Consider the following 15,197-nt stretch of genomic DNA (forward strand, 5'->3'; position numbering starts at 1 on the left):
CGCCGTCGACGAGTTCGACGTCGACTAGGCGCGGTTGGCGAGCCGGTAGTAGGAGCTTGACCTGGAGCGCACTCCAGGTTCTAGGGTTCTTGCCATGACCAGCGGACCACCCCTCCCGCAGGACCACGAGGCGTCGTTGACCATCGCCCAGGTGGCCGAACGCACGGGCCTGTCGCACGACACGCTGCGCTACTACGAGAAGGCCGGCCTGATCGAGCGGGTCGGCCGGACCACCGGCAACCAGCGGCGGTACGACACGGCCGACCTGGCCTGGCTGGAGTTCCTGCTGCGGCTGCGCGAGACCGGCATGTCGATCGCCGACATGCAGCGCTTCGCGCGGCTGCGGTCGGCGGGGGACGCGACGGTCACCGACCGGCTGGCCATGCTCCGAGAGCACCGCGCCGGACTGGCCGGCCGCATCCGGGCGCTCAGGCGCAACGCGGCCGCGCTGGACGACAAGATCGATCACTATGAACGGCTGCTGCACGAGCGGCAGACGGGGACGGACGAGCAGACATGAGCGAGAGCACCACCCGTGCCGAACGTTTCGCCCGCGGCCTGGAGGTCCTGAAGAACGTCGACGGCGAGGCCGGGCAGCGGGTCGTGGACTCGCTCGCCGACATCAACCCCGAGCTGGGCCACCAGGTCGTCGCCTGGGCCTTCGGGGAGATCTACGACCGGCCCGCACTGGCCCCGCGCGACCGCCAGCTGGTCACCCTGGGCATGCTCACCGCGCTCGGCGGCTGCGAGGCCCAGCTGGACGTCCATGTGAACGCGGCACTGAACGTGGGGCTCACGCCGGAGCAGATCACGGAGGCGCTGCTGCACTCCGCCGTGTACTGCGGCATACCGAAGGCACTGAACGCCACCTTCGCCGCGAAGAAGGTCTTCGCCGAGCGCGGGCTGCTGCCGCTCGGCCAGCAGCCCGCGCAGGAGGACGCGACGGCTGCCTCTGTCTGATCACTCCGTAGTCGTGATGTGAGCACGTCAACGTCAACCGGCGGAGCGCGGGCACGCTTTAGGCTCGCCCCGAAGGGGCGCGGGCGACTGCGCGAGGAGCGACGACGACAGGCGCGGTGATGGACAAGTTCTGGCCGGTGGCCGACGTACTGGCGCACCTCGCCGGCCACTGGCGCGTCGAACGGGACGTACGGGATCTGGCGAGCGGTGACGAGGGCCGCTTCGAAGGGGTCGCCCGCTTCACCCCGCTGACCGGCGGAGGCCTGCTGCACGAGGAGTCCGGCACCTTCACCTGGCAGGGTGTGGCGCGCCCGGCGAGCCGGACGCTGCGGTTCCTGCCGGGGCCCACGTCGGGCACGGCCGACGTGCGGTTCGCGGACGGGCGGCCCTTCCACCAGCTGGACCTGACCTCGGGGCGGTGTGTCGCCGGCCACCCGTGCGCGGCCGACTTCTACCGGGGTGAGTTCACCGTCCAGGACGCCGCTCACTGGCGCACCGTGTGGCGGGTCGGCGGTCCGGCGAAGGATCTGGTGCTGACCACGGACTATGTGCGCGAGGAATGAGTGCGGACACCGTCCAGGCGCAGGTTCCAGCGGCCCGCGCGGCCGGTGACGGTGGACGCGGACAGCGGGCGCACGTCGATGTTCCAGTAGGTCGCGGGCGGCGCCTTCAGGGCGTAGACCAGAGCCGCGCGGATCACGGCGGGCTCGGCCACGGCGACGATCCGGCCGGCGTCGTCCGCCGGCCGGGTGTCCAGCCAGCCGCCCACCCGGGAGATGAAGGACAGCAGGGACTCGCCGCCGTGCGGGGTGGCGCGCGGATCGGCGAGCCAGCTGTCCACCGCCTCCGGCTCCCGGGCCATCGCCTCGCCCAGGGTCATCCCGCGCCACCGGCCCATGTCGCACTCCCGCAGGGCCAGTTGGACCAGCGGGGCGTACCCGAGTGCGTCGCCGGTGGCCCGGCTGCGCGGGGTCGGCGAGCAGTAGCGCAGCTCGGCCGCCGCCAGCGGCAGCAGGTCCCCGGCGGCGTGCTGGACCTCGTCCCAGCCGGCCTGGTCCAGCGGCCGGTCGTCCTCGAAGCGCTCCGCGAGCAGCGGGGCGCTGCGCGCGGCGGCGACGAACGTCACCCTCAGTGGCATGCGGTGATGGTGAGCCGAGAGTGAGTGCAGGTCAAGGGCTGTCGCCCGCCAGTTACGGCCGGTGTGCGGCCGCTCACGCGAGCGGGCTGCCCACGCGAAGGTGCGGATCCCTGCTCGAAGGGGTGGACCATCCACTGCCCGGGGTGGTCCAGCGGCCGGAAGTCCACCTTCTGGTGCACCCCTGGGCGTCCTGCGTGGCGAGCAGAACGCGGCGCAGGCCGTATGGCCTCAGGTGGCCGCGCCTGGACGGCCGACGAAGGCGGCGCCGACCCCCTCGGGCCGCGCCCCGAGGGGGCCACGTAACGTCGGCGAGCCAGGCGAACAGCGCCCGGCCGGTCACCACGCGCGCGTACCCCCCTGCTCCCCCGAGGCCCGGTCGTACACCCCGAAGTCCAGCGAGGGCGCCATGGCCCGCTCGTGCTTCTCGCGGGTCCGGCCGATCGCCCAGTAGGCGTCGGCCGGCAGCCGTCCGTGGACGCGGTCGACGTCGGCGCGTGCGGTCTCGGCGGAGAACTCGTAGCCGTCGGCGAGGCCGGGCCCCTCCCTCATGATCCGGATCCTCGCAGGCCACGGGCGCGGGCGTCGACCGGATTCCCCCTGCCCGCGCCCTGGAAGACCTCGTCGCAGGCCGTCCGCAGGCGCCGTACCCCATCGGTGATCTCCCCGGTCCCGGCGACGGCCGCGAAGCTCAGCCGGAGGTGGGCGGCGGGGGGTTCGGCGCTGAAGTAGGGGCGGCCGGGGGTGAGGGCGACGCCGACGCGCAGGGCGGCCGCGGCGAAGGCCGATTCGTCGGTGCCGTCGGGCAGGCGGAGCCAGAGGTGGTAGCCGCCGGAGGGGATGTGCGGCAGGGCGAGTTCGGGCAGCTGCGCCGCGAGTGCGGCGGTCATGGCGTCGCGGCGGGTCTTCAACTCGGCAGAGAGGTTGCGCAGGTGCCGGGGCCAGGCCGGGGAGCCGACCAGTTCCAGGGCCGCCTCCTGCAGCGGCCGGGGGACGAAGAAGCTGTCCACGACCTGGATGGCCCGCAGCCGTTCCAGCACCGGGCCGCGCGCGGCCAGTGCGCTCACCCGGAAGCTGGGCGAGGTCGCCTTGGTCAGCGAGCCGACGTGCACGACCACTCCGTCCGGGTCGTCGGCGGCCAGCGGGCGGGGCAGCGGGCCCGCGTCGGCGTGCACCAGACGCCGGACGAAGTCGTCCTCGATGACGAACGCGCCGGCCTCCCGGGCGATGCGCAGCACCTCGGCGCGCCGGCCGGGGGCCAGGACGGCACCGGTCGGGTTCTGGAACAGCGGCTGGCAGACGAACACCCGGGCACCGCTGGCCCGGAAGGCGTCGGCGAGCAGGTCGGGGCGTACGCCGTCGGGGTCGACGGGTACCGGGACGGGGCGCAGGCCGGCGGCACGGGCGAGGGCCAGCATGCCGGGGTAGGTGGGCGACTCGACGAGGACCGGGGCGCCGGGCTGGGCGAGCGCGCGCAGGGCGGTGGCCAGGGCGGACTGGCCACCGGCCGCGATCAGTACCTCGGCGGCCGTGACGGCGCCGCCGATGCCGCGCGCGAACCACTCCCGCAGCTCCGGCAGTCCCTCCAGCGGCGGCCTCCCCCAGGCGCCCGGCCGCCGCCCGGCCCGGGCCAGGGCCGCCGCCATGGCCCGCTCGGGCTGCAGGGAGGGATGCGGATAGCCGCCGTTGAACTCCAGCACGCCGGGCGGCGGCGCGGCCAGTGACACGGTGACCCCGGAGGCGTCGACCGTGCGCGGTACGAGCTCGGTGGCGCCGTCCGCGCTCAGCGCGACCTCCTGCCAGGAGGTGTCCCCGGCCGGTGTCTCCGCCGCGCGCGGTCCGGCCCGGAACGCACCGGCTCCGGGCCGGGTCACGACCAGCCCCTCGGCGGCCAGCCGGGCGAGGGCGCGCGAGACGGTCACCGGACTCACGCGGAATCGCTCGACGAGCACCCGGCTCGACGGGAGCTTTCCACCTGGAGAGTAGCGGTTGATGTCACGACGAAGCTCTTCTGCCAGTTCACTGACGCTGCTACGCTGGTTCATGAGAACACAGAGTAGCGCTACCGCCCCGAGCTCGATAGCGGTCACCACGCCCCGCGAGCGGCAGGGCCTCGGCACCGGCCTCGCCGCCCTCGGCGTCGCCTCCTTCTCCCTGACCTTCCCGGCCACCGCCTGGGGGCTGGAGGGCTTCGGCCCCTGGTCGCTGGTGGCCGTGCGCAGTGTCCTCGCCGCACTCGTCGCGGGCGGCTGTCTCCTCGCCCTCCGGGTCCCGCTGCCCGAGCGCCGGCATCTGCCGGGTCTCGCCGTGGTGGGGGCCGGTGTGGTGCTCGGCTTCCCGATGCTGACCACGCTCGCCCTGCAGACCTCCACCACCGCGCACGCCGCCGTCGTGGTGGGACTGCTGCCGCTGACCACCGCCGTGCTGTCGGCCCTGCGCACCGGCAGCCGGCCCTCGCGCCGGTTCTGGCTGGCCGCGCTGGCGGGGGCCGCGGCCGTGGTCGCCTTCACCGTGACGCAGAGCGGCGGCGCGCTCACGGCCGCCGACGGCTATCTGTTCGCGGCCCTGCTGGTGTGCGCGGCCGGCTACACCGAGGGCGGCCGGCTGGCCCGCGTCATGCCGGGCTGGCAGGTGATCGGCTGGGCGCTGGTGCTGTGCCTGCCGCTGGGCGCGCCCGCCGCCGCGGTGGCCCTGTCGTACGAACCCGTGCAGCTGACCGCGCACGGGATCGCGGGTCTGCTGTGGGTGGCGCTCGGCTCGCAGTTCCTCGGTCTGGTCGTCTGGTACCGGGGCATGGCGGCCATCGGCATCCCGCGGGCCAGCCAGTTGCAGTTGGCTCAGCCCCTGCTCACACTGGTGTGGTCGGCGCTGCTGCTGGGCGAGCACTTCACGGCGGCCGCCCCGGTGACCGCCGTCGCCGTGCTCGTGTGCATCGCCGTCACCCAGCGGTCATGATCATGAGGAGGACCTGCAGATGCGTGCAGCCAAGGGCGACCGTCTTGTCCAGCACGGCAGGGTGGTCGGCCAACACGACCAGGTCTCTGAAGTAGTCGAAGTGCTCGGTTCCGAGGGCAACCCGCCGTACCGCGTCCGGTTCGAGGACGGGCACGAGGCGATCATGTCCCCGGGACCCGACTGCCAGGTCAAGCACCGGGACGAGCAGGCGATGGATCAACGGGGCGGCTTCGCCGATCGCCCGTAGTGGTCGGCGATCACCCGTGACATCGCCCCGATCGGGTCGGCCGCCACGTCCCTGGCGGCGAAGAACACGTGCCCGCGCACCTGCGGGTGGCGAGCGGCGAGGGTGAGGTGCCGGGACAGCTCGACCGGGTCCTGCCAGGCCGAGGGCTGCCCGGCGGCCCCCGCCTTGTACAGGGCCTCGCCGAGGTACAGCTGTGTCCCGGTGCCCTGTGCGACCGACGCCCACCAGTCGACCAGCTTCGCGTAGTCGGCGGCGGCGAAGCCGATGTTCCAGTACAGCTGCGGCACGATGTAGTCGATCCAGTGCTCGCGCACCCAGGTACGGGTGTCCGCGTGCAGGTCGTCGTACGTCTGCACACCCGCCCGGGTGTCCGAGCCGCGCGGGTCGGTCGAGGCGTTGCGCCAGACCCCGAAGGGGCTGATCCCGAACCGGGTGCCGGGCCGGACCCCTCGGATGCCGGCGGCCATCTCCTTCACCAGCGTGTCGACGTTGTCCCGCCGCCAGGCGGCCCGGCTGGAGAAGTCGCCGCCGTAGCGGTCGTAGGCGTCATCGTCGTCGAAGGTCTGCCCGGCGACCGGGTACGGGTAGAAGTAGTCGTCGAAGTGGACGGCGTCGACCGGGTACCTGGCGACGGCGTCGAGCATCGCCTGCTGGACGAAGGCGCGGATCTCCGGCAGGCCGGGGTTGTAGTACAGCTTCCCGCCGTACGGCACCACCCAGTCGGGGTGCTCGCGGGCCGGGTGCCAGGCGGCGAGCCGGCCGGGGTCGGCGTGGTTCGCGATCCGGTACGGATTGAACCAGGCGTGCAGTTCCAGCCCCCGGGCGTGCGCCTCCTGCACGGCCGTGCCGAGCGGGTCCCAGCCGGGGTCGCGGCCCTGGGTTCCGGTGAGGTACTCGGACCAGGGCTCGTACGGTGACGGCCACAGGGCGTCGGCGGTGGGCCGCACCTGGAAGACGACCGTGTTGAGCCGGGCGCGGGCCGCCTTGTCGAGGTGGGCGATCAGTTCCCTGCGCTGCGCGGCCGCGGTGAGGCCGGGCCGGGACGGCCAGTCCCGGTTGGACACCGTCGCCATCCACATGCCCCGCATCTCGGTGGTCGCGCGCGGCCGGCGAGGCGGTCCCGCGACCGCGAACGGCGCCGTGACCAGCGGCGACAGCATCGCCAGGGTGAAGGCCCGCCGTGCCAGCCGCCCCATCCGCACACCCCCGTACACCACGGATCCGCTCCGTCACGGATCGTTCCGCGCCAAGGATGCCCCGACCCGGGCGATCGATCATCGATACTTGGCGGTAACGTGCACGATCGGAGCAGGCGCCGAACCCGGAGGTCTGCCGAGAGCCGACAGAAGCAGCAAAGGGGACGATGTGACCGACATCGAGCGCGTCGGAGTCGTGGGCTGCGGCCAGATGGGCGCGGGCATCGCCGAGGTGTGCGCCCGCGCGGGACTGGACGTGAAGGTCGCCGAAACCACCGGCGAGGCCTTGGAGATCGGCCGGACCCGGCTGCTCAACTCCCTGGCCAAGGCCGCCGAGCGCGGCAAGATCACCGAGGAGGAGCGGGACGCCACCCAGGCGCGCCTCAGCTTCACCACGGACCTCGGCGAGTTCGCCGACCGCGACCTCGTGATCGAGGCCGTCGTGGAGAACGAGCAGGTGAAGACGGAGATCTTCCAGGTGCTCGACCAGGTGGTGACCCGCCCGGACGCGATCCTCGCCTCCAACACCTCCTCGATCCCGCTGGTGAAGCTGGCGGTCGCCACGTCCCGCCCCGACCACGTCGTCGGCATCCACTTCTTCAACCCGGCCCCGGTGCAGCAGCTCGTCGAGCTGATCCCGGCGCTCACCACCTCCGAGGGCACCCTCAGCCGCGCCCAGGTCTTCGCCGAGAAGGCGCTCGGCAAGCACGCCATCCGCGCCCAGGACCGCTCCGGCTTCGTGGTGAACGCGCTGCTCGTGCCGTATCTGCTCTCCGCGATCCGGATGTTCGAGTCGGGCATCGCCAGCCGTGAGGACATCGACAACGGCATGGAGATGGGCTGCGCCCACCCGATGGGCCCGCTGAAGCTGTCCGACCTGATCGGCCTGGACACGATCGTCTCCATCGCCAACTCGATGTACGCCGAGTACAAGGAGCCGCTGTACGCCGCTCCCCCGCTGCTGCAGCGCATGGTCGAGGCGGGCCGGCTCGGACGGAAGACCGGCTCGGGCTTCTACACCTACGGCTGATCACACAGAGCTACGCCTTAGGGGCCCGGCATCGAACTGCGTGCCGGGCCCGTCTGTTTCACACACCGTGTGTGCGCCGGGCTCGCATATGCCCCTCGCACACGCTCCCCACGCGCCCACCAGGCGAGTTGACTCTTCATGCCCATGCAACGGATGTGGAGGACCACATTCGGCCACAGAGAGGAATGAAGACGTGACCACAGATTCCGATCATTCCGTGGTCCAGGAGGAACTCGCAGAGTTACGTCGCCGCCTCGACGTCGCGTACGCCCGCGTCGAGGGAGGGCTGGCGCTGCTCAGTCACCGCACCAGGGAGACCGCCAAGGAAGTGGACGAGCTGAACTCCCGGATGGTCTCCCTGGAACACGCACGCTGGCCCTTGCCCTCGGTCGCCGCGCTCACGGCACTCGGAGCGGTCGTCGTGACGGTCTGGCAGGCGCTGGCCCGCTAGCCCTCGGCGAGCCTGAGGTGGTGCAGCAGGAGTAACGCGGCCGCCATGTTGGCGGCCGGGACCTCCCCACGGGCGATCAGGTCGGGGACGAGTTTGAGGGGGACCCATTCCCGGCGGTCCGACTCGAAGTCGTCCACGGGGTGCCCGAGGTACTCGCCCCGGTCGGACCAGTAGATGTGGTGCCGTGCGTCGGTGAGGCCGTTGGACGGCTCCACGCTCATCAGGTGGTGCAGGGGCCCCGGCCGCCACCCGGTCTCCTCCTCAAGTTCTCTGGCAGCGGCGCTCGCGATGTCCTCGCCGTCCTCCACGACACCCGCGGCCAGTTCCCATCCCCAGCTGTCGGTGATGAACCGGTGCCGCCACAGCAGCAGCACCTCGTTGGCGTCGTTGACGACCGTGGCCACGGCCACCGGACGCAGCCGGATCAGGAAGTGGTCGAGGTGCCGGCCGTCCGGCAGCTCGACATCTGCGAGATTGACGCTGAACCAGCGGTTCGCATACACAGTTTGTTCGTTCTGTTTCGTCCACTGCACGGTTCTGCCACCTTCCGCCGAGTAAGTGGCAATATCGCAGCAGGGACGGTGCACCTACAGTGGGCCTACAGCGGTACGCGCAGTGCCCCGTCGATGAGTTCGGCGGCCTCGGCGGTCCCGGCCGAGCCACAGCGCACCAGGTGTTCGCGTACCGCGCGGAGTCTGTCGCGCAGCCGCTGGGACTCCATCCCGCGGGCCTGCTCGGCCATCTGCACGGCGGTGGCCACCGCCTTGTCGGCGTTGCCCTGGCGCAGTTCGATGGTGCTGAGCATGGCCAGCCGGTGCACCCGCCCCCGGTCGTGAGCGGGGTTGTCGACCGCTGCCGCGGCGTGCTCCCGGGCGGCGGCCAGCTCACCGAGGCTCAGCAGCGCCTCGGCCACCTGCACGTTGACCAGGCCGGGCTGGACATAGCCGGTCTCGTCGGGTTCGTACCCGCGCCGGATCCGCTCGGCCGCCTGCTCCGCGCGCCGGATGCAGGACAGGGCGCTGCCGGAGTCGCCGAGGTGGGCGTAGGCCTTGGCCTGCATCGCGTACAGGTCCGAGCCGAGTGCCGGGGTGATGTGCTTGCCGGCGGCCCGCAGCGCGGCCTCGGCGAAGGCGACCGCCTGCCGGTACTCCCGCATGAACAGCGACTGGTTGACCAGCAGCGCTATGACATAGGCGCCAAGTCCACGGTCGCCGCTCGCCTTTGCGAGTCTGAGGGCCTGGTGGAAGTAGCGCTGCGCGAGACCGTGGGCGTCGGAGTCGTAGGCGCAGATGCCCGCGATGGCCACCAGCCCGCCCGTGGCCCGGTGCAGTTGGCGCCCGGTGGCGTCGGTGTAGCTGCCGCGCAGCAGCGGCGCCGCCTCCGCGTTCAGGAAGCCGACGATCCGCGTCCGGGTCGCGATGCCGCCGGCCTTGCGGTACATCTGCTCGTAGTGCGTCCGCGCGGCCCGCAGCATCTCGATGTCGGCCGCGGTGACCCGGTGCCGGCCGCCGCGCGAGACATCGACGTCCTCGGGCGGGTTCTCCCACTCCCACACCGGCATGACGGCCGGGGTGCCGGTGACGGCGGGAGCGCCCAGCACGTGCGGGCGCTGCTGTTCGTCGGAACGCCACAGGGCGGTGGCGCGTTCGACGAACCCGCTGAGCGAACCGGCGTGCGGTGTGCTCGGCTCACCCGGCACCCCGAGGCCGATGTCGTCCAGGGTCACCGGCCGGTGCAGACGCGCGGCCAGCACTTCGCAGATCAGGTCCGGCACCTGGCCGCGCGGCCGCTGCCCCTTCAACCAGCGTGCCACGGCCGTGTGTTCGTACCGGAGCACGAGGCCCCGTCTCCGGCCCGCCTGGTTGACGTGGGCGGCGAGGCCGGCGTGCGAGATCCCCGCCTCGTCCAGGATCGCGTCGAGCAGAGTGTTGGGCTGCATGGGATGCCCCCCGAGTGGCCTGGTGCGGGTCAGCGTAGTGGCTCCGCCTTCACACGGGGTGTGAACGGAGTGCTCGCATCCGGGCTGTACACGCGGTGTCGCTCAGCGTGTTCAGCCGGTTGACTGGGAATCCGGCCAAGCCGCCGGCTCCCCCTCGAAAAAAGCGGTGGCTTGGCCGGGCGACCGGGGGCTAACGGTGCGTTGTCGGCTGTGGGTGCGTTGTGGCTGGTCGCGCCCGCGCGGCGGAGCCGCGTGTGGCACTGTCCCGCGCCCCTGGACCGGCGCAGCCGGACTTTCCCCGGTCGTTCCGTAGGACCAACAGAGCTATGTCGTCCGTGGGTTTGCCGCCCGTGTGGTGCAGGAGTGCCGTGAAGAGGGTGCACAGGATCGTCTGGGGGGAGACGGGGGTGTCCCGTACGGCTTCACACAGTGTCCTGGGCAGCGAGAAGAACCGGCCCCGGCTGTCCCGGGCGTCCTCCACACCGTCCGTGTAGAGAACCAGGAAGTCGCCGGGAAGCAGTTGTCCGCAGGAGTGGGCGTCCAGCGCCGCCGGCAGGGGGAACGGTCCCAGGGGTGGAAGCGGGTCGCCGTGCGTCAGCGGCTCGACCCTCTCGTCGCGCAGCAGATACGGCCAGGGGTGACCGCAGTTGAGCGCCCGCAGACCGCCCTCCCGGTCGATCTCCAGGAGGAGGAGGGTCACGAACTCCTCGGCGACCGGGTGATCGGGGTCCGGGCCGCCGTGTGCGGGGTGTTCGGCGCGGGCCCGTTCGCGCAGGTGCCGGGCGAGAGCGCGCTCCAGCCGGCGCAGGACGCCGCCGAGTTCGGGCTCGTCGTGCGCCGCCTCGCGGAAGCTGCCGAGGACGGCGGCGACGGTGCCGAGGGCGGCCAGACCGTGCCCGCGTACGTCCCCCATCACCACCCGTACCCCGTGCTCGGTGGCGATCGCCTCGTACAGGTCGCCGCCGACGCACGCGCCGCGCTCCGCGGACAGCTGGGCGGCGGCGAGGACCAGCCCGTCGAGGCGGGGCGGCAGCGGGCGCAGGACGACGCTCTGCGCGGCCCTGGCCACCCGGCGGGCCTGCCGAAGCTCACGCAGCAGCGCACGGCGGACATGGAATATCAGCCCGGCACCGACGGCGAGGAACACGGCGCTGGTGACGACGCGCGCGCCGAACCCGTCCTGCCGGGCGATGGGGCAGCCCCACTTGTAGCCGACCGCCACGGCGCCCCAGGCCATGGTCAGTACGACGCCGCGCGCGGTGGGCGCCCGTGCCTTGCTGCGGTTCATGCCTCTGGTCCCCCAAGTGGGCCCTGACAGAGCAGACGGACCGACCCCGAAAGGCCGGTCCGATTCTGTCCACGGCAGGGCGCCGGGTGGACCGGATCACCTCCGATGACCACCCGAACGAGTGAGGCCACCCCACCCAACCTGCATTTATGCAGCTGGCGGAGGGCAGCCAACCCAGGGGCGCGGGGAGCTGCGCGACAAGCCACGAATCACCCGAGGCCGCCGAACAAGAGCAGCTCCCCGACCCTGGGGCGCACTAGCCCCTCAGAACCGCCCCGGTCCGCTCGCCCGCAAGGGCAACCGCAGCGTCCCGCGCGGCCGAAGCCTCGTCCACGGTCAGCGTCCGGTCACCCGCCCGGAAGCGCAACGCATACGCCAGCGACTTCCTCCCGTCCCCCAGCTGCTCGGCGTTCTCGTAGACGTCGAACAGCCGGATGGACTCCAGAAGTTCCCCCGCACCTTCCCGCAGCGCCGCCTCGACCTCCGCGGCCGGGACGGGCAGGTCGACCACGAGGGCGACATCCTGCGTGGCGACCGGGAACGTGGAGATGCTCGGCGCCTGCGGGGCACCGTCGCCCACCGCCTCCAGGGCGTCCAGGTTCAGCTCCATCGCGCAGGTGCGCTCGGGCAGGCCCAGGGCCTTGAGGACCCGCGGATGCAGTTCGCCCGCGTGGCCCACGACCTTCTCCGCGCCGTCGGCGACGGCCACCAGCTCGGCACAGCGGCCGGGGTGCCACGGACCGTACCGGCCCTTGCGGACGATCAGCTCGGCACCGGCTTCCCGCGCGACGGCGCGCCCCGCCTCGACGGCGTCGGCCCAGCCCGACGGACGGCCCTTGCCCCACCAGCCGGCCTGCTCACGAGCGCCCGTGAGGACGACGGCCACGTGCCGCGGCTGCTCGGGCAGCGCGGCGTTCAGCGCGGCGATCTCGTCGTCGGTGGGACGCCGGTCGACAGGCAGATGCCCGGCGACACGCTGCTCCTGAGCGGGGTGGAACACCAGCCCGGTCTCGAACAGGGCCAGATCGTGCGAGCCCCGGCCGTCATTGCGCCGCAGGGCACCCAGCAGACCCGGCAGCAGCGTCGTGCGGAGGGCGGGCTCCTCGTCGCTGAGCGGGTTGACCAGCTTGACGACGCGGCGGACCGGGTCGTCGGACTCCAGGCCGAGCTGGTCGAAGACCTGCTCACTGACGAACGGGTAGTTCGGCGCCTCGACGTAGCCCGCTCCGGCCAGCGCGCGGCCGACCCGGCGGTGCAGCCGCTGGCGGTGGGTCAGACCGCGGCCCGAGGGGAGCTTGGGCAGCGTGGAGGGCAGGTTCTCGTAGCCCTCCAGGCGGATGACCTCCTCGGCCAGGTCGTTCGGGTCCGCGAGGTCGGGCCGCCAGGACGGGACGGTGACGATCAGCTCGTCCTGCCCGTACACGTCGCAGCCGACCTCCTGGAGGCGGCGGACGACCGTCTCACGGCCGTAGACGACACCCGCCACCTTGTCCGGGTGGTCGGCCGGGACGGTGATGGTGTGCGGGGCCGAGGGCGCGATGACCTCGGTGACACCGGCCTCGGCCGTGCCGCCCGCGAGCAGCACCAGCAGGTCCACGGTGCGCTGCGCGGCGGCCGCGGCGGCCTGCGGGTCGACGCCGCGCTCGAAGCGGCGGGACGCCTCGGACAGCAGCTTGTGCCGGCGGGCCGTACGGGCGATCGAGACGGCGTCGAAGTGGGCCGCCTCGATCACCACGTCGGTCGTGCCGTTCGCCCCGTCCTCGGTGACCTCGTGGTCGGCGATCTCCGTGTTGGCGCCGCCCATGACACCGGCGAGGCCGATGGGGCCGCGGTCGTCGGTGATGACCAGGTCCTCGGCGTGCAGCTTGCGCTCGACGCCGTCGAGGGTGACGAGCTTCTCGCCCTCCCGGGCCCGGCGCACGCCGATGGTGCCCTGGACCAGCGTGCGGTCGTAGGCGTGCAGCGGCTGGCCCAGCTCCATCATCACGTAGTTGGTGACGTCGACGGCGAGCGAGATCGGGCGCATGCCGACCTTCTGCAGCCGGCGCTGCAGCCAGATCGGGGAGCGGGCCTCGGGGCGCAGGCCGGTGACCGTGCGGGCGGTGAAGCGGTCGCAGCCGAACGGCTCGGAGACCTGGACCGGGTAGCCGAAGGCGTTCGGGGCCGGTACGTCGATCAGGGCCGGGTCGCGCAGCGGCAGGCCGTAGGCGATGGCGGTCTCGCGGGCGACGCCGCGGATGGACAGGCAGTCGCCGCGGTTGGCGGTGACGGCGATGTCCAGGACCTCGTCGACGAGCTCCAGCAGCTCGATGGCGTCCTTGCCGACCTCGGTCTCCGGCGGCAGCACGATGATGCCGTGGCTGCCGTCGTCGCCCATGCCCAGCTCGTCGCCGGAGCAGATCATGCCGTGGGACGTCCTGCCGTAGGTCTTGCGGGCGGCGATGGAGAAGCCGCCGGGCAGCGTGGCGCCGGGGAGGACGACCACGACCTTGTCGCCGACCGCGAAGTTGCGGGCGCCGCAGACGATCTCCTGGGGCTCACCGGTGCCGTTGGCCTGGCCGACGTCGACCGTGCAGAAGCGGATCGGCTTCTTGAAGCCCTCCAGCTCCTCGATGGTCAGCACCCGGCCGACGACCAGCGGGCCCTTGAGGTCGGCGCCGAGCTGTTCGACGGTCTCGACCTCCAGACCGGCCGAGACGAGCTTCTCCTGGACGTCGCGGCCGGATTCCGTCGCCGGCAGGTCGACGTACTCCCGCAGCCAAGAAAGCGGGACCCGCATCAGATCTCCATCCCGAACGGCCGGGTGAACCGGACGTCACCCTCGACCATGTCTCGCATGTCCTCGACGTTGTGGCGGAACATCAGCATCCGCTCGATGCCGAACCCGAAGGCGAAGCCGCTGTACTTCTCCGGGTCGACGCCGCAGGCGGTGAGCACCCGCGGGTTGACCATGCCGCAGCCGCCGAGCTCGATCCAGCCCTCGCTGGAGCAGGTGCGGCAGGGACGGTCGGGGTTGCCGACGGACTCGCCCTTGCAGACGTAGCAGAGCATGTCCATCTCGGCGCTCGGCTCGGTGAAGGGGAAGAAGTTCGGCCGCAGCCGGGTCTTCATGCCCTCGCCGAACAGGGACTGCACCATGTGGTCCAGGGTGCCCTTGAGGTCGGCCATGGTCAGGCCCTCGTCCACGGCGAGCAGCTCGACCTGGCGGAAGACCGGGGTGTGGGTGGCGTCCAGCTCGTCGGTGCGGTAGACGACGCCGGGGCAGATCACGTAGACCGGCAGCTCACGGCTCAGCAGGGAGCGGATCTGCACGGGCGAGGTGTGGGTGCGCAGCACGACACCGGACTCGGTACCGCCGTCCGGGCCCTGCACGAAGAAGGTGTCGGCCTCGCCGCGGGCCGGGTGGTCCGGGCCGATGTTCAGGGCGTCGAAGTTGAACCACTCCGCCTCGACCTGCGGGCCCTCGGCGACCTCGTAGCCCATGGCCACGAAGATGTCCTCGATGCGGTCCGAGAGCGTGGTCAGCGGGTGGCGGGCGCCGGCCGGTACGCGGTCGTACGGCAGCGTGACGTCGACGTCCTCCTCCACGAGCACGCGGGCGTCACGCTCGGCCTCCAGCTCGGCCTGGCGGGCGGCGAGGGCCTTGTTCACGGCGCCGCGGGCCATGCCGACGCGCTTGCCGGCCTCGGCCTTGGCATGCGGGGGCAGGGCGCCGATCTCGCGGTTGGCGAGGGCCAGCTGGGAGGCGGGGCCGGTGTGGGCGACCTTGGCCTCGTGGAGCGCGTCGAGGGAGTCCGCGGCGGCGAAGGCGGCGAGCGCCTCGTCCCGCATGCGCTCGATCTCTTCCGGTTTCAACGCCTCGACCTCGACTGGGTCGTACGACTTATTGGGTGCCGACATTTCTTCCCGTGCTTCCGATTGGCTGGCGGATGGTCCCCGTCACCGACTCCGCGCTTGCCGAGGGCCGTGTGAAGGACACAAAGGTGCCAAAGGCCG

The 15,197-nt window shown here is 72.2% G+C and carries 16 protein-coding genes; 7 read left to right on the forward strand and 9 right to left on the reverse strand.

From position 1 onward, the window contains the following. The first annotated feature begins 94 nt into the window (after positions 1-94). From ACZ7GZ_RS30625 to ACZ7GZ_RS30635, 3 genes are all read left to right on the forward strand, one after another. On the forward strand, positions 95-520 hold the full coding sequence (locus tag ACZ7GZ_RS30625) for a MerR family transcriptional regulator (RefSeq protein ID WP_471029099.1): 426 nt from the start codon (positions 95-97) through the stop codon (positions 518-520). Continuing rightward, the gene (locus ACZ7GZ_RS30630) at positions 517-960 is read left to right on the forward strand and encodes a carboxymuconolactone decarboxylase family protein (RefSeq protein WP_471029100.1); all 444 of its coding nucleotides are present in this window, start codon (positions 517-519) and stop codon (positions 958-960) included. Before ACZ7GZ_RS30625 ends, ACZ7GZ_RS30630 begins: the two co-directional genes overlap by 4 nt. Positions 961-1,079: 119 nt before the next feature. Further along, a complete protein-coding gene (locus tag ACZ7GZ_RS30635) occupies positions 1,080-1,523 on the forward strand; it encodes a DUF6314 family protein (protein WP_471029102.1) in 444 nt (147 codons plus the stop codon). Here ACZ7GZ_RS30635 and ACZ7GZ_RS30640 read toward each other — a convergent pair. The 3 genes from ACZ7GZ_RS30640 to ACZ7GZ_RS30650 form a co-directional block, all read right to left on the reverse strand. Continuing rightward, positions 1,505-2,098: a histidine phosphatase family protein gene (locus ACZ7GZ_RS30640; protein WP_471029104.1), complete on the reverse strand. Its 594-nt coding sequence runs from the start codon at positions 2,096-2,098 to the stop codon at positions 1,505-1,507. The two genes, ACZ7GZ_RS30635 and ACZ7GZ_RS30640, sit on opposite strands and share 19 nt — an antisense overlap. A gap of 336 nt (positions 2,099-2,434) precedes the next feature. Continuing rightward, complete coding sequence (locus ACZ7GZ_RS30645) at positions 2,435-2,647, reverse strand: hypothetical protein (RefSeq protein ID WP_471029106.1); 213 nt, start codon at positions 2,645-2,647, stop codon at positions 2,435-2,437. Further along, a complete protein-coding gene (locus ACZ7GZ_RS30650) occupies positions 2,644-4,140 on the reverse strand; it encodes an aminotransferase-like domain-containing protein (protein WP_471029107.1) in 1,497 nt (498 codons plus the stop codon). Before ACZ7GZ_RS30650 ends, ACZ7GZ_RS30645 begins: the two co-directional genes overlap by 4 nt. Between ACZ7GZ_RS30650 and ACZ7GZ_RS30655 the strand changes: the two genes are divergently transcribed. Together ACZ7GZ_RS30655 and ACZ7GZ_RS30660 are read left to right on the forward strand one after the other, a co-directional pair. Further along, on the forward strand, positions 4,139-5,050 hold the full coding sequence (locus ACZ7GZ_RS30655; protein WP_471029110.1) for a DMT family transporter: 912 nt from the start codon (positions 4,139-4,141) through the stop codon (positions 5,048-5,050). The two genes, ACZ7GZ_RS30650 and ACZ7GZ_RS30655, sit on opposite strands and share 2 nt — an antisense overlap. Before the next feature lie 19 nt (positions 5,051-5,069). After that, positions 5,070-5,297: a DUF1918 domain-containing protein gene (locus tag ACZ7GZ_RS30660; RefSeq protein WP_471029111.1), complete on the forward strand. Its 228-nt coding sequence runs from the start codon at positions 5,070-5,072 to the stop codon at positions 5,295-5,297. On the opposite strand, the gene ACZ7GZ_RS30665 is transcribed toward ACZ7GZ_RS30660, so the two are convergent. Then, positions 5,267-6,493 carry a glycoside hydrolase family 10-like protein gene (locus ACZ7GZ_RS30665; RefSeq protein ID WP_471029194.1) on the reverse strand — a complete coding sequence of 409 codons (1,227 nt, stop codon included), beginning with the start codon at positions 6,491-6,493 and terminating at the stop codon, positions 5,267-5,269. The two genes, ACZ7GZ_RS30660 and ACZ7GZ_RS30665, sit on opposite strands and share 31 nt — an antisense overlap. A 169-nt stretch (positions 6,494-6,662) precedes the next feature. Here ACZ7GZ_RS30665 and ACZ7GZ_RS30670 point away from each other — a divergent pair, with 169 nt between their 5' ends. Continuing rightward, positions 6,663-7,523 carry a 3-hydroxybutyryl-CoA dehydrogenase gene (locus tag ACZ7GZ_RS30670; RefSeq protein WP_471029113.1) on the forward strand — a complete coding sequence of 287 codons (861 nt, stop codon included), beginning with the start codon at positions 6,663-6,665 and terminating at the stop codon, positions 7,521-7,523. Positions 7,524-7,716: 193 nt separating this feature from the next. Beyond that, positions 7,717-7,974, forward strand: coding sequence for a hypothetical protein (locus ACZ7GZ_RS30675; protein WP_471029114.1), 258 nt, complete (start codon positions 7,717-7,719; stop codon positions 7,972-7,974). Here ACZ7GZ_RS30675 and ACZ7GZ_RS30680 read toward each other — a convergent pair. The 5 genes from ACZ7GZ_RS30680 to pheS form a co-directional block, all read right to left on the reverse strand. Next, positions 7,971-8,507, reverse strand: a complete 537-nt coding sequence (locus ACZ7GZ_RS30680) for an NUDIX hydrolase (RefSeq protein ID WP_363215977.1) — start codon at positions 8,505-8,507, stop codon at positions 7,971-7,973. The genes ACZ7GZ_RS30675 and ACZ7GZ_RS30680 overlap by 4 nt on opposite strands. A 65-nt stretch (positions 8,508-8,572) precedes the next feature. After that, positions 8,573-9,913 (reverse strand): transcriptional regulator, encoded by a 1,341-nt coding sequence (locus ACZ7GZ_RS30685; protein WP_471029116.1) that lies wholly within the window; start codon positions 9,911-9,913, stop codon positions 8,573-8,575. A 190-nt stretch (positions 9,914-10,103) separates the two neighbouring features. Next, positions 10,104-11,201, reverse strand: coding sequence for a PP2C family protein-serine/threonine phosphatase (locus tag ACZ7GZ_RS30690; protein WP_471029117.1), 1,098 nt, complete (start codon positions 11,199-11,201; stop codon positions 10,104-10,106). 256 nt (positions 11,202-11,457) lie between these two features. Continuing rightward, complete coding sequence (pheT, locus tag ACZ7GZ_RS30695; protein WP_471029118.1) at positions 11,458-13,980, reverse strand: phenylalanine--tRNA ligase subunit beta; 2,523 nt, start codon at positions 13,978-13,980, stop codon at positions 11,458-11,460. Continuing rightward, complete coding sequence (gene pheS / locus ACZ7GZ_RS30700; RefSeq protein WP_471029119.1) at positions 13,980-15,101, reverse strand: phenylalanine--tRNA ligase subunit alpha; 1,122 nt, start codon at positions 15,099-15,101, stop codon at positions 13,980-13,982. Before pheS ends, pheT begins: the two co-directional genes overlap by 1 nt. Positions 15,102-15,197: the final 96 nt, after the last annotated feature.

Source organism: Streptomyces sp. NPDC037288 (genome assembly GCF_055603265.1).